Annotated in this window: 14 protein-coding genes; 7 read left to right on the forward strand and 7 right to left on the reverse strand. The window is 59.2% G+C overall.

Annotated features, from left to right (window positions below):
• The first annotated feature begins 25 nt into the window (after positions 1-25).
• From ACZRJ6_RS12185 to ACZRJ6_RS12200, 4 genes are all read left to right on the forward strand, one after another.
• Positions 26-643, forward strand: coding sequence for a TPM domain-containing protein (locus ACZRJ6_RS12185; protein ID WP_463968305.1), 618 nt, complete (start codon positions 26-28; stop codon positions 641-643).
• A 132-nt stretch (positions 644-775) separates the two neighbouring features.
• Positions 776-1,993, forward strand: coding sequence for a class I SAM-dependent methyltransferase (locus tag ACZRJ6_RS12190; protein ID WP_463968306.1), 1,218 nt, complete (start codon positions 776-778; stop codon positions 1,991-1,993).
• Between the two features lie 132 nt (positions 1,994-2,125).
• Positions 2,126-2,707 carry a DJ-1/PfpI family protein gene (locus ACZRJ6_RS12195; RefSeq protein ID WP_149414287.1) on the forward strand — a complete coding sequence of 194 codons (582 nt, stop codon included), beginning with the start codon at positions 2,126-2,128 and terminating at the stop codon, positions 2,705-2,707.
• Between the two features lie 16 nt (positions 2,708-2,723).
• On the forward strand, positions 2,724-3,041 hold the full coding sequence (locus tag ACZRJ6_RS12200; RefSeq protein WP_463968307.1) for a ribbon-helix-helix domain-containing protein: 318 nt from the start codon (positions 2,724-2,726) through the stop codon (positions 3,039-3,041).
• A gap of 140 nt (positions 3,042-3,181) precedes the next feature.
• Here the strand turns inward: ACZRJ6_RS12200 and ACZRJ6_RS12205 are convergent, their stop codons facing one another.
• The 5 genes from ACZRJ6_RS12205 to ACZRJ6_RS12225 all read right to left on the reverse strand — a co-directional run bounded on the left by ACZRJ6_RS12205 (position 3,182) and on the right by ACZRJ6_RS12225 (position 9,207).
• On the reverse strand, positions 3,182-5,743 hold the full coding sequence (locus ACZRJ6_RS12205) for a TonB-dependent receptor (protein WP_463968308.1): 2,562 nt from the start codon (positions 5,741-5,743) through the stop codon (positions 3,182-3,184).
• 127 nt (positions 5,744-5,870) lie between these two features.
• On the reverse strand, positions 5,871-6,839 hold the full coding sequence (locus tag ACZRJ6_RS12210) for a FecR family protein (protein WP_463968309.1): 969 nt from the start codon (positions 6,837-6,839) through the stop codon (positions 5,871-5,873).
• Positions 6,836-7,375 (reverse strand): RNA polymerase sigma factor, encoded by a 540-nt coding sequence (locus ACZRJ6_RS12215; RefSeq protein ID WP_463968310.1) that lies wholly within the window; start codon positions 7,373-7,375, stop codon positions 6,836-6,838. The genes ACZRJ6_RS12210 and ACZRJ6_RS12215 overlap by 4 nt, the downstream gene beginning before the upstream one ends.
• A 136-nt stretch (positions 7,376-7,511) precedes the next feature.
• Positions 7,512-8,399, reverse strand: coding sequence for a dihydrodipicolinate synthase family protein (locus ACZRJ6_RS12220; RefSeq protein WP_463968311.1), 888 nt, complete (start codon positions 8,397-8,399; stop codon positions 7,512-7,514).
• 25 nt (positions 8,400-8,424) lie between these two features.
• Positions 8,425-9,207 carry an aldolase gene (locus tag ACZRJ6_RS12225; protein WP_463968312.1) on the reverse strand — a complete coding sequence of 261 codons (783 nt, stop codon included), beginning with the start codon at positions 9,205-9,207 and terminating at the stop codon, positions 8,425-8,427.
• A gap of 158 nt (positions 9,208-9,365) precedes the next feature.
• Between ACZRJ6_RS12225 and ACZRJ6_RS12230 the strand changes: the two genes are divergently transcribed.
• Positions 9,366-9,908, forward strand: coding sequence for a helix-turn-helix domain-containing protein (locus ACZRJ6_RS12230; RefSeq protein WP_463968313.1), 543 nt, complete (start codon positions 9,366-9,368; stop codon positions 9,906-9,908).
• Between the two features lie 5 nt (positions 9,909-9,913).
• Here the strand turns inward: ACZRJ6_RS12230 and ACZRJ6_RS12235 are convergent, their stop codons facing one another.
• Positions 9,914-10,930 carry a DUF4917 family protein gene (locus ACZRJ6_RS12235; protein ID WP_463968314.1) on the reverse strand — a complete coding sequence of 339 codons (1,017 nt, stop codon included), beginning with the start codon at positions 10,928-10,930 and terminating at the stop codon, positions 9,914-9,916.
• Between the two features lie 137 nt (positions 10,931-11,067).
• Here ACZRJ6_RS12235 and yiaY point away from each other — a divergent pair, with 137 nt between their 5' ends.
• A complete protein-coding gene (gene yiaY / locus ACZRJ6_RS12240; protein WP_463968315.1) occupies positions 11,068-12,216 on the forward strand; it encodes an L-threonine dehydrogenase in 1,149 nt (382 codons plus the stop codon).
• 25 nt (positions 12,217-12,241) lie between these two features.
• On the opposite strand, the gene ACZRJ6_RS12245 is transcribed toward yiaY, so the two are convergent.
• The gene (locus tag ACZRJ6_RS12245; RefSeq protein ID WP_463968316.1) at positions 12,242-12,406 is read right to left on the reverse strand and encodes a hypothetical protein; all 165 of its coding nucleotides are present in this window, start codon (positions 12,404-12,406) and stop codon (positions 12,242-12,244) included.
• 221 nt (positions 12,407-12,627) lie between these two features.
• Between ACZRJ6_RS12245 and ACZRJ6_RS12250 the strand changes: the two genes are divergently transcribed.
• The gene (locus tag ACZRJ6_RS12250) at positions 12,628-13,302 is read left to right on the forward strand and encodes an NAD-dependent epimerase/dehydratase family protein (RefSeq protein WP_463968317.1); all 675 of its coding nucleotides are present in this window, start codon (positions 12,628-12,630) and stop codon (positions 13,300-13,302) included.
• Positions 13,303-13,332: the final 30 nt, after the last annotated feature.

Here is a 13,332-nt window from a genome sequence, read left to right on the forward strand (position 1 = left end):
CAATAACTAAAGAGCATCTACAACCATGGCATTACTGAGTGAACACGAGCAACGCCAGGTCGCCGAAGCGATTGCCAGGGTCGAGCAACAGACCGACGCGGAGCTGGTGACCGTACTGGCGGCCCGCGCCGACGACTATGCCTATATCCCGCTGTTGTGGGCCAGCCTGGTGGCGTTGGTGGTGCCGGGTATCGTGCATTACCTGTCCGGCTGGCTGACCATGCACACCTTGCTGCTGGCGCAATGGGCGACGTTCATCGTGCTGTGCCTGATCTTTCGCTTGCCGAAGATCACCACCCGGCTGATCCCTCGCTCGGTGCGTCATTGGCGGGCGTCGAACCTGGCGCGACGGCAGTTCCTGGAGCAGAACCTGCACCACACCCTGGGCCGCACTGGCGTGCTGATCTTTGTCAGCGAGGCCGAGCGTTATGTGGAGATCCTGGTGGACGAAGGTATTTCCAAACGCCTGGATAACAGCAGTTGGGACGCCATCGTCAGTGCCTTTACCCAACAAGTGAAACAAGGCCAGACCTTGGCCGGGTTTATCGCCTGTATTGAAGCCTGCGGGGAATTGCTCAAGGTGCATGTGCCAGTGACGCAGACGCGTAATGAGTTGCCCAATCGGTTGGTGGTGTTGGAGTAGCAACTGATCGTTCCCACTTTGTGGGAACGATCATCGGCGGTGTGTCACCGACCATTGGTCAAATAACCCCGTGCCCTAAAGCCCCATCCCCCCTAAAATGCCCGGCATTCCCAGCCCGAGGCGTTTTTGTTCATGTCTGTCACCGCTAAACCTGCCAGCCCCGCGCCGGATCATCACGCGCAGTTCCTTGAACTGCTGACCGCGAGCCTTGAGCAAAACGCCTTTATCAAGCTGGTGCTGGCCAAGTACGTCGGTGAAGAAGCCGAGCTGCAACGGCTGATCATCAAGCAACTGACGGTCAAGGATCAGCCTTGCCTGTCCTTCGTCTACCGCTACAAGACCCGCGACATCACCAAGAACTTCTCCCTTGAAGAGGGCGTAGCGACGATTGCCGAGCTGTTGCCGGCCTCGTTCAAGAACGCGCACCTGCTGTCGGTCACCGACGAAGCCCAGCTGGAATACAGCAAGAAGAACAAAAGCTCGCTGTTCAAAAGTAAGCCGCAACAGCTGCGCGAAGCACCGTCCGCCGAGCACAACCGCGAGAAAAACCGCTTCCTCGACCTGAGCCGGCCGTTCCTCGCCGACCTGGGCGTGACCAACGCCAAACACGAGCTGATCCCGGCGATGTCGCGCAAGTGGAAGCAGATCAACAAGTTCATCGAGGTGTTCAGCCATGCGCTGACCACGTCACCGTTGCAGCTGGATCAGCCAGTGCGGGTCGCAGATTTCGGTTCGGGCAAGGGCTACCTGACCTTCGCCATTCACGACTATCTGCGTAACACCCTCAAGGCCGACGGCCAGGTGACCGGCGTCGAGCTGCGCGAAGACATGGTGACGCTGTGTAATAACGCCGCAGCCCGCCTGGAGCACACGGGGCTGGTATTCAAGTGCGGTGACGTACGCACTGTGGCGCCCAGCGAATTGGACGTGATGATCGCCCTGCATGCCTGTGACATCGCCACCGACTACGCGATCCATACCGGTATCCGTTCCGGCGCGTCGATCATCATGTGCTCGCCGTGCTGCCATAAGCAGATACGCTTGCAAATCCAGAGCCCAGTGTTGCTCAAGCCAATGCTGCAATACGGCCTGCACCTGGGCCAGCAGGCGGAAATGGTCACCGACAGCCTGCGGGCGCTGTTCCTGGAAGCCTGCGGCTACGAGACCAAGGTTTTCGAGTTTATCTCCCTGGAACACACCAACAAGAACAAGATGATCCTTGCCGTCAAACGCTCGGAGCCGGTGGACAATGCCCAGTTGCTGGTGAAAATTCAGGAGCTGAAGGCGTTCTACCACATCACTGAGCACTGCCTGGAAACCCTGCTGCGGGCGGATGGTTACTTGAACTGAACACGCCCCTTTGTAGGCGCGGGCTGGCTCATGCAAAGGGCGATGTAGTAGCGGGTCATTACCCGGCTCAAACACCGGGGTCTATCTTGGCTACTTCTGTCTGCCCAACCGTTCTACCGGAGGAATGCCCCCATGGCCGCGAAAAAAATCCTGATGCTGGTCGGCGATTACGTCGAAGACTATGAAGTGATGGTGCCGTTCCAGGCGCTGCTGATGGTCGGTCACACTGTCCACGCCGTCTGCCCGGACAAGCGCGCCGGCCAGACGGTGCGCACAGCGATCCATGATTTTGAAGGCGACCAGACCTACAGCGAAAAACCCGGCCACCTGTTTGCCTTGAATGCCGACTTTGCCAACGTTGACGCCGCCGACTACGACGCGCTTCTGGTGCCCGGTGGTCGCGCTCCTGAATACCTGCGCCTGAATGAAAAAGTCCTGCAACTGGTGAAGGCTTTCGACCAGGCAGGCAAGCCCATTGCCGCCGTGTGCCACGGTGCGCAGTTGCTGGCGGCGGCGGGTATTCTTGAAGGCCGCGAATGCAGCGCCTACCCGGCGTGCGCGCCGGAAGTGCGACTGGCGGGCGCTACGTTCATCGATATCCCGGTGACCGACAGTCATGTCCAGGGCAATCTGGTCACGGCCCCGGCCTGGCCAGCGCATCCGAGCTGGCTGGCGGGTTTCCTCGGCCTGCTGGGCACGAAAATCACCTTGTAAACCGGAGGTCATCGCCATGTGCGAGCTGTACGTCAAGGCCGACCCGATTCTCTACGAATCCCGCTCGCGCTCCCTGCGCATCTGCGGGGTAGTGACCACCCTGCGCCTGGAAAACCAGTTCTGGGACATCCTCGGCGAAATCGCCGCGGTGGATGGCATGACCACCAATCAGTTGATTACCAAGCTGTATGAAGAAGTGATGGATTACCGCGGGGAGGTGGTGAATTTTGCTTCGTTTCTGCGGGTGAGTTGTACCCGCTATTTGAGCAAGCAGCGCGCCCAGATACCGGGGTTGAGTCTGGTGAGTACCAAACCCGAAGCACTGAAGATTTAGTTGGGCAACGGGCCGGTCTTCATGCTGGCCCGTAGATACTCTGTTCCTCGGTGCTGGGGGCTGATCTGATGGCGGTGGTGTGCCCGACGTAGCCTCGTTCCACTCATCAACTGATATGGCTGTTGACTCGGTCCTGTAATTCAGAAAAACCGCGTCACGCTGATCTTGGCATTGCGTCCTACGCTGTAGGCACTGTCACCGCTCAACGCCGGCAGGTAGCTGCGGTTGAACAGGTTGTCGACGGTGAAGTTGACCTCGGTGCCTTTGAGATACGCCTGTTGCGGTTTCCAGTTGGCGAACAGGCCCTGGGTATCGTAGCTGTCGTTGGCGTATTGGTCATAGAACCTGTCACCGAGGGAACTACCGATGCCTTCTGAGTATTTGTCACTCGGCAGGCGGTCGGTCTTGCGCACGAACTGCCCTTGCCAGCCCACTTTCGCGTCCCAGCTCGGGATTTTGGTGCCCACCACGGCGACCCATTTGGCCGGTGGAATATCACGGGCCCAGACATGGGTGCCCCATGGGTTGGTGTAAGGGTTTTCCCGTTTGCCGGTGGTCCACGAGTAGGTCAGAGAGCCGAACAGGTAGGTTGAGTCGTAGTAGCTTTCGACCTCGAAGCCCTTGATGGTCATGCTGCCGACGTTGCGGTAGTTGGACATGGCCGGCATGCCCTTGCACGACTCGGAAATTGTCCCACCGACAATTGTCTGATTCTCACAGCCCACGCCGGTGGCCTTGAAAATCTCGTCTTCGATCTTGTTATGGAACAGCGTGGTGCGCAGTTGCAGGTTGTCGCCTTTGGCGATGACGTTGGCGAAGTCGGTGATGTTGCCTACGGTGATGGCAGTAATGCGTTCCGGGTCGAGGTCGACGCTGGTGGCGGTGCGGTTGCCCAGGCCCTGAACTTCGTACTGTTCGTCGATCACTGGCGCGCGCCAGGTGCGGCTCCAGTTGGCGAACAACGCCACATCCGGCGTGACTTTCCAGAACGCCGCCAGGCGCGGCGACCAGCCGGTGTAGGTGCGGTCGCTGTAGTCGTGGCCGAAGGACGGATCGGTGCTGCTGTAATACGGCGCATCGTTTTCTTCGCCGCGATTGCGCACATGGTCATAGCGCAGCGACGGGGTGATGGTCACGTCGCCCAGGGTGACCGCGTCCTGGATGTAGAACGCATTGGTGTCGACCTTGCCGTGGGGCATGAAGGCCGGCTGGAAATGCCCGTAGTTGAATTTGGGGGTGTCGTAGGTTGCGCCTGGCATCCAGCTTTCGGTTTCGCGGATGTGCTTGCGGATCTGTACGCCGGTAGTCAGCGCATGCTCCAGCGGCCCGGTGGCAAACAGGCTGATGTTGCGCAGTTCGAGGATCTTGTCCTTGTAGGAGGTATCCATCTTGCGCCCACCGGTGGAGAGGCCGAAGAAGGCCGTGGCGTCGCGTTCGTCGGTCTGGTCGGTTTTGGACTCCGAGTAGCTGAGCTTCATGTCCACCAGCGGGTTGTCCAGGGGCTGGTATTCGTACTTGCCGGACCACGTGGTGTCGACGGTATCGCGGCTGGCCAAAAAGCGTTTCAGCGCGCCCTTGTAGCCATAGCGGTCGATGCTGGCCTGGCTCGGCGGGTCCGGATAACTCTTGGCAGAGAACGGCGTCCAGCGCTGACTGTTGGCACGGGAATAGGACATGCCGACGCTGTGCTCGTCAGTGAGGTGCATGTTCAGCTTGAATAGTTTGCCGTCGACATCCTGGGCGCTGTTCGGCAGGCGCTTGGGGTTGATCGGAAACCGATTGCTGGGATCGGGACGGCTATCTGCCAGCTTCATATCGTCGCCGTCGCGCTTGGTCAGGTAGGCCAGGGCATCGAAGCGGCCGTCGTCGGTGCGGCCATAAACGGCGCCGCTGTAGACCTGTTCGTGGTCGTTGCTGGAGTAACCGTACTTGAGCATGGCGCCGCTGTTGCGACCGTCCTTGAGCAGGTCGGGGGCATCCTTGGTGATCATGTTGACTGTACCGCCAAACCCGCCGTTACCGGTGAAGGCCGAGTGCGGGCCTTTTTCCACCTCGATGTTTTTGATCAGCTCAGGCTCGATAAACACCGTGCCCTGTTGATAGCGCTCGAAACCACTTTTGGTTGCGCCATCGACGGTCATCGGTACGTCTTCGGCTTCGCCCATGCCACGAATATTGATGGTCTGGCCGCCCGGCTTCATCGAGCCGCCCATGCTTACACCCGGCAGCGTCTGCAACAGGCTGGGAATGTTGTTGGGCTGGTAACGGTCGATATCGGCCTGGGTCAGGGTGGAACGGCCTACTGTGCTGGAGTCGACTTGATTGCCGGTGCCGATCACGCTCAAGGCGTCCAGTTGCACGATGCTGCTGCTGGAGGTCTTGCTTTCTTCGGGGCGCACGACATAGGTGCTGCCCACTTTGATCAGGATAAATTCGCTATTTTTCAGCAGGGAGCGGATCGCCACTTCCGGGGTGAAATCGCCGTTGATGGCTGGCGCCTGGATGTTTTTCAACCGGTCTTCATCAAACAGCAGCTGGATTTTCGCCTGTTGCGCCACTTGGCTCAGGGACGTGGCCAGGGATTGGGCCGGCAATTGCAGTTTGAACGACTCGGCCTGGGCCGTGAGGCTGAAGGCCAGGCAGGTGGCGATCAGTGTCGGTCGAAGAAACAGGTGTTGAGCATGGCAAGGCGCGCGAAACATGAAATCCCCCAGAGCGGCTAAGTAGCCAAAAAGGCATGCGTATCAAACGCAGACCGGAGGAAGACGCGGCAGGAAAAAAAATCCACACATGCGAATGAAAAATATTCTCAAGTAGTGAAGGGAGGTCTTACTTGCGCGCTTCGATCCTGATTTTCCCGTCGCTCAGGGCCACGGTTTTTACTGGCAACAGCGCCGGCAGCGCATTGATCAGTGCGTCCGGGTCATTCACATCGAGATTGCCCGAGACTTTCAACTGCGCCACCGCGCCATCGGCCAGCAACACGGCTTTTGGTCGATAGAGCCCCAACTCGTCAATCAGGCTGGCCAGTTCGCGGTTGCGAAAGGACAAGTGCCCGCTGCGCCAGTCGGCAACCTCACCGGCGGCCAGGATTTGTTGTTGCAGGGTGCCCTTGGCATAGCTGTAGATGGCGCGCTGCTGTGCGCCCAGCAAAGTGGCGGTCGCCTTGCTGTCAGGTTCAAAGGCCACCTGGCCGTGGGCGACGCTGACCACCAATTGTTGCTTACTGCGCCGTACATCGAACCCGGTGCCCACCACCCGTACATTGGCATCACCGGCGCGCACGAACAGTGGTCGCTCTTTATCGGCGGCTACCTCCAGGTACAACTGGCCCTGGTCGAGGTAGACGATGCGCTGGTGTGCGTTGAAATCAACCCGCAACCGGGTGCTGGCGTTGACGTACAAGGTGCTGCCATCTGGCAAGTTCAGCGTACGCATGCCTTTGTCCTGGGCGGCGACCTCTGTCTGATAGACCCCGCGCGGTGCACCGATATTGCTCGCCAGCAGGGCACAGACCAACGCGGCCGCCACGGCCAGTGCCGGGCGCCAGGGTGCGGGTTTCGGGGTGGGCAGGGCAACGGGTTTATTCAGCTGTTGCAGCTCTGCAAGGTCGGCCCATAACTGTTCGAACTCGGTGTAGGCACGGGCATGGGCCGGTACCGCCTGCCAACTGGCAAATGCCTTGCGGTCGGCGTGGCTGCCGCCGTTGCGGTTGCGCGCAAACCAGCCGGCGGCCTGGGCATCGATGGAGTCGTGCTCGTCAATTTCACGGCTATCGATGTCGCTCAAACGGGTCATTCTGGCTGCTCCTTGCCGTGTTCTCGTTGAAGTCGCTGCTTGCAGTGCAGCAGGGCAAAGGCGATGTGCTTTTCCACCATGCTGATGGAAACGCCCATGCGCTCGGCGATCTGCGCCTGGCTCAAGCCTTCGAAGCGGTGCAGCATAAGGGCTTCTCGCCTGCGGGGCGAGAGTTCGGCGAGGACTTCTTTCAACTGTTCCAGGCGCTGGGTGCGTTGGGCGGCGGCCATGGGGTCGTTTTGCTCGTCAGTGACCGGCTCGGCGTTCCGTTCGGCCTGTTCGTTGTGAACGATGTGCCGCACCTTCTGTTTACGCCAATGATCACGCAGCAGATTGCGTGCCATCTGAAACAGAAATGCCCGTGGCTGCTGGACCTTGGCCCGGTCGTGGTAATCCAGCCATTGGGTAAAGACATCCTGGGTCATGTCTGCCGCGTCGCTGGCGTTGTCCGTGCGTTTGCGCAGGTAATGCAGGATGTCTGCATAGAACCCGCGAAAGGCATCGGCCGACAACGGGTCGGGCTTGAGACGAGGCATGGATATCCTTCTTGACGAAGCGCAGTGCAGCAAGGTCGCGAATGATATCGAGAATTATTGTTATTTGTCTCCAGGAAAATACACAGCCTCACCTGAGAAGATCGCTCCCATGCAGAGCGTAGGAGCGATCGTTGGTTTATTTGAGCGTTGCCAACAACCCCTGCAACTGATCGACACCTGCTTCACCCAACGCAAATACCGGCAACCTTGGGTCACCCGCTTCCAACCCGGTCAGCCGCAGCCCCGCCTTGATCGTTGCCGGCAATCCACCTTTGAGGATGAAGTCCAGCAATGGCAACTGCCGATAAAACAGTTCCCGCGCCTTGCTCAGGTCATTGGCCAGTACCGCTTGGTACAAATCGAGATTGAGTTGTGGGATCAGGTTCGGTGCCGCGGTGCACCAACCTTTGGCACCCGCCGCAAAGGCTTCCAGTGCCAGTGGATTGCAGCCGTTGTAGAACGGCACCTGGCCGTTACCGAGGCGTTGCAACTGGTGCATGCGCTGAATATCACCGGTGCTTTCCTTGACCATGGTCACATTGTCGACAGCCTTGACGATGCGCAGGATCAACTCCACCGACATATCGGTGCCGCTGGTGGCCGGGTTGTTGTAGAGCATGATCGGCACGCCGATGCTGTCGCCGATGGCGCGGTAGTGGGCGAGGATTTCCGCTTCGCTGAGCTTCCAGTAAGAGGCGGGCAACACCATCACCACATCGGCGCCATGACTTTCGGCAAAACGCGCACGACGCACAGCCTTGGCGGTGGTCAGGTCGGAGACGCTGACGATGGTCGGTACCCGTTTGGCGACCTTTTGAATGCTGTAGGCGCTGACTTCATCCCACTCTGCATCGCTCAAGTAGGCGCCTTCGCCAGTGCTACCCAACGGCGCGATGGCATGCACGCCGCTGTCAATCAAGCGGTCGATGGAGCGGCCCAGGGCGTCGAGGTCAATGCGCTCGCCGCCTGCGCTGAACGGGGTGATGGTGTAGCCGATGATGCCGTGAATAGTTGGGCTGGACATGGAAAATCTCCGGTCGAAAAGGGCTTCAGTTCAGGCAGTCGGCGTGTTGACGCAGATTCTGTCGAGCGTAGTAGTTGAACGCAGCACCGTGGCGCTTTGGCTTGGAGATCCAGTCATGGGCTTCGCGTCCCAGTTCCGGCAGGATCGGCTTAACGGTGCCGGCGGCCATGGCCAGCAACTGCAACTTGGCCGCCCGTTCGATCAACTGCGCAATGACGCAGGCCTCTTCGATGGTTGTACCGGTGGACAATTGGCCGTGATGGGACAGCAGGATGGCGCGCTTGTCCCCCAGCGCCGTGGTGATGATTTCGCCTTCTTCGTTGCCCACCGGCACGCCGGGCCAGGCTTCAAGAAACGCGCAATCTTCGTACAGCGGGCAGAGGTCCATGTGGGAAACCTGCAGCGGTACTTCCATCATCGATAGTGCGGCGATGTGGGTCGGGTGGGTGTGGATGATGCAGTTCACATCCGGCCGGCCACGGTAAACCCAACTGTGAAAGCGGTTGGCCGGGTTGGGCATGCCGTGGCCTTCGAGGACTTCAAGGTCTTCGTTGACCAGCAGCAGGTTGCTGGCGGTGATTTCATCAAAGCCCAAGCCCAGTTGCTGGGTGTAGTAGGTGCGGGGTTGCGGACCACGGGCAGTAATCTGCCCGGCCAGTCCCGAATCGTGGCCGTTCTCGAAGAGAATACGGCAGGTCAGGGCCAGCTTTTGCCGGTCGGTCCACGTATTATCCGCCAGGGTATTTTGCATCTGACTCAGCGCTTGCTTGACCAGTTGCTCTTTGGGGAGTGCTAATGTCTTGGCCATATCGGTGTCCTTTGGGTGGTTCAATGGACGTCGATTTGCTGGTTCCCGCTGCTCGCAAGGTCGTTGGGTTTGTGCAAATGACACTAAAGATGCTACATGACACATTGTGTCATAGACAAGTAATAATCATCGTCTCCTGGCTGGATTAATCGCTGCGCATGTCTATCCGTTTGAAATTACTTAGAAAAAAACTGGGTGTAACCCTGGAGACCCTGGCCGAAAAAACGGGGATGACCAAAAGTTACCTGTCCAAAGTCGAGCGCGGCCTCAACACCCCGTCGATTGCCGCTGCCCTGAAACTGGCCAAGGCCTTGAACGTGAAGGTCGAGGAGCTGTTCAGCGAAGACAACGTCAGCCTCGACAGCTACAGCCTGGTGCGCAGCCACGAACGTCAGCCGCTGTCCGGCACCGAGGCGTCCCCCGGTTACGCGGTGTTGGCCCATCAGGTCAGCGAGCGTAGCCTGTTGCCGTTCATCATTTATCCGCCGGCGGAGTTTTCCGACAAGACCTTCAAGGAGCATCTGGGGGAGGAGTTTCTGTTTGTTCATGAAGGCCGGGTTGAAGTGGACTTCATGACTGAACGAGTGATTCTGGAACGTGGCGATGCGCTGCATTTCAATGCGCAAAAGCCCCACCGAATCAGGTCGGTGGGGGACGTTCAGGCGCAGTTGTTGGTGGTGGTTCACAGTATCGAAGAATGATCCGATCAGCGCTCGACCGGCACCGACAGTGCCGGATCGCCAAGCGCATGCGTGCGCGCATCAAAAAACCGCAGCTCCACCGCCATCCCCTCAAACAGCTCTGCATAACGCCGCTTCTGCTGCTGGATAAACCCTGCGCTGCGGCCAAACACCGAAATCGCCAGGGTCTTGACCTTCGACTGTCGGATCGCCTGCACCAGATGTGAGTCCTGCTGGCCCAGGTGATGACCGAAGATGCACAGCGCGCCGGTATGGCTCAACAACTGCTCGTAGCAAAACGACAGGTAATCCGAACTGCGGATGGTCTTGAGCTTGTCCTCAACCTTGCCCTCGCTGACAAACAGCGGCACATCGTCCAGGGTCTTGATCGTATTGTTGATAGCAAAACTGCTGAGCAAGGTGCTGTCGGTGGACGGCAATTTGCGTGCCGTGCCATCGAGGTTGCGCACCAGATGCAGGCCGCCGTGCAGGTACAGAATGCGTGTAGCGTCGGTGGCGGTATTGCGCAGGTCGAAGCTGGCATCTGCGCTGCGAAACAGGTCGTCGATGCCCGGGGTTTGCAGGATTGCCCAGTAGTTGAGCAAATCGTAATTGCTGGCAAACACCGTTTGATAACTGGCCAGTTCCTGGTTGATTTTCGCCAGCGTCGACGGCTGCACCAGGCGCCACGGAATGTGTACGCCATGGATGGTGTTGATCAACGCTTCCTTGATCGCATAGTAACGATTGCGCGGCGCGGCGGAGCTGACCGCCAGGGCCTTGTTGACCCGGCTGGTGGTTTTCAGCGCGCCCAGCACCTGCTCGAAACTACGGGTCTGCATTGCGTCGAACACGCTCAGTTCGGACTGGCTTAGGGGCTTTTCTTCCACTGTGCGGGCGTTTTCGAACAGCGAGTCGTAGGCGAAATCTTCCCACACCGCGCGACTGGCGCCGTTGCCGATCAGAATCCCGGTGAAGGCGGTGGTGCTGCGCAGGGCGTTCCAGTCTTCAAGCTGGACGTCAAAATCCTGGGAATCCTTCATTGCGGCGGGTCTACTCAAAAACGGCTGGACGGTGACTTTATCACGGGCAGGCGTTGATCCCGGTCAAGATGTCGCAGGTGGGCGCGGTTGATGCTGTAGGTATTGACACCCTCGTCACCGCCTCAAGAGGATTCGCCATGAGCAGTACTTTCTTCATCCCCGCCGTCAACATCATGGGCATCGACTGCCTCGACGAAGCCATGGCCGCCATCCGTAACTACGGTTTTCGCAAAGCGCTGATCGTCACCGACGCCGGCCTTGCCAAGGCGGGCGTGGCCATCATGATCGCCGAGAAGCTGGCGATGCAGGACATCGACTCGGTGATCTACGACGGCGCCAAGCCCAACCCTAATGTCGACAATGTTGAAAAAGGCCTGGCGCTGCTGCAACTGAGCAAGTGTGATTTTGTGGTTTCGCTGGGCGGTGGCTCGCCCCATGACTGCGCCAAGGGTATTGCCCTGTGCGCCACCAACGGCGGGCACATCGGCGATTACGAAGGCGTCGATCAGTCGAGCAAGCCGCAACTGCCACTGGTAGCCATCAACACCACTGCCGGCACCGCCAGCGAAATGACCCGTTTTTGCATCATCACCGACGAAACCCGCCACATAAAAATGGCCATCGTTGACCGCAACGTCACACCGCTGCTGTCGGTCAACGACCCGGCGCTGATGGTCGCCATGCCCAAGGACTTGACTGCCGCCACCGGCATGGACGCGCTGACCCACGCCATTGAAGCCTACGTCTCCACTGCCGCAACGCCGATCACCGACGCCTGCGCGATCAAGGCCATCGAACTGATCAGCGCCAACCTGCGGCTGGCCGTACGTGATGGCAGCGACATGGCCGCGCGGGAAAACATGGCCTATGCGCAGTTCCTCGCGGGCATGGCCTTCAACAACGCATCCCTTGGCTTCGTCCACGCCATGGCCCACCAGTTGGGCGGTCTGTACGACTTGCCTCACGGCGTGTGCAATGCGGTGCTGCTGCCCCATGTGCAAGTCTTCAACGCCAGCGTCAGTGCCCAGCGCTTGAGCGATGTCGGTCGCGCCCTCGGTGCCGACCTCAAGGGCACCACCCCGGAAGAGGGCGCCCAGGCCGCTATTGCCGCCATTCGCAGCTTGTCCCGGGACGTGGATATTCCCGCTGGCCTGCGCGAGCTAGGGGCCAAGTTGCAGGACATCCCGCTGTTGGCCACCAATGCCCTCAAGGACGCCTGCGGCCTGACCAACCCACGGCGTGCGGATCAGCGCCAGATTGAAGAGATTTTCCGTAGCGCGTTTTGATAGAGGCAGTTTCAAGCTGCAAGCTTCAAGTGGTTGCTTTACTTGAGGCTTGACGCGTGTGGTTTACCGCTGCGCCTGCGGCCAGCACTACGTAAAGTACCGCCAACGGCCAAGCCTGCTGACTCGCCAGCAGGCTGGCGAACAGACTGTCCAGCAACATCATCGTGCTGCCGCACATCACCAACGCCATCCCCCGTGCCATCACCGACACGCCCCAAGTGCTGAACCAACCATAAAGACAGGAAGGCCGCGCTGCGAGCGATTGCCAGGGTAGTGGTGCTTTTCAAGGGGCAAAAATTCCTTTTGGCGGTAAGCTTCAAATCGCACGCTACAAGTTGATCGGTTTTTTGTCTCTTACTGCTTCTAACTTGCAGCTTGAAGCTTACCGCTTGTCGCTAAGGAACCACCCTTATGAGAGTTCTGTTATTCGGTGCCACCGGTATGGTCGGCCAGGGCGTATTGCGTGAATGCTTGTTGGCCAGCGACGTGCAGGAAGTGGTGGCGGTCGGCCGTACGTCGCTGATCCAGGAACACGGCAAGCTGCATCAAGTGCTGCATGCCGATATGTTCGACTTCCAGCCCCTTGAGCATCTGCTGCAAGGCTTTGATGCTTGTCTGTTTTGCCTGGGGGTGTCTTCCGTGGGTATGGACGAAGCCACCTACACGCGCCAGACCTATGATCTGACCCTGGTAGCTGCCAGCACCCTGGCCCGGCTCAATCCACACATGACCTTTGTCTACGTGTCCGGTGCCGGCACCGATAGCAGCGAGACAGGCAAGGTGATGTGGGGGCGGATCAAGGGCAAGACCGAGAATGCCTTGCTGCGCCTGCCGTTCAAGGCGGTGTATCTGTTTCGTCCGGGGATCATTCAGCCGTTGCATGGCGTGCGTTCGAAAACCCCGCTCTACCAATCGGTCTACAACGTGATTGGCCCATTGCTGTCGCTGATTCGCCGCGTGCGCCCGGCCTGGGTGGTGAGCACCGAGACCGTGGGTCGGGCGATGTTGTCGGTTGTTCGCCATGGCGCGCCACAAGCGGTGATCGAACCCAAGGACATCAATCGCCTGGCCGCTGAGCGCGCCTGATGCTGCAAATGCCGGTGAAACCTTGCTGCA

Source organism: Pseudomonas sp. C321 (genome assembly GCF_055407105.1).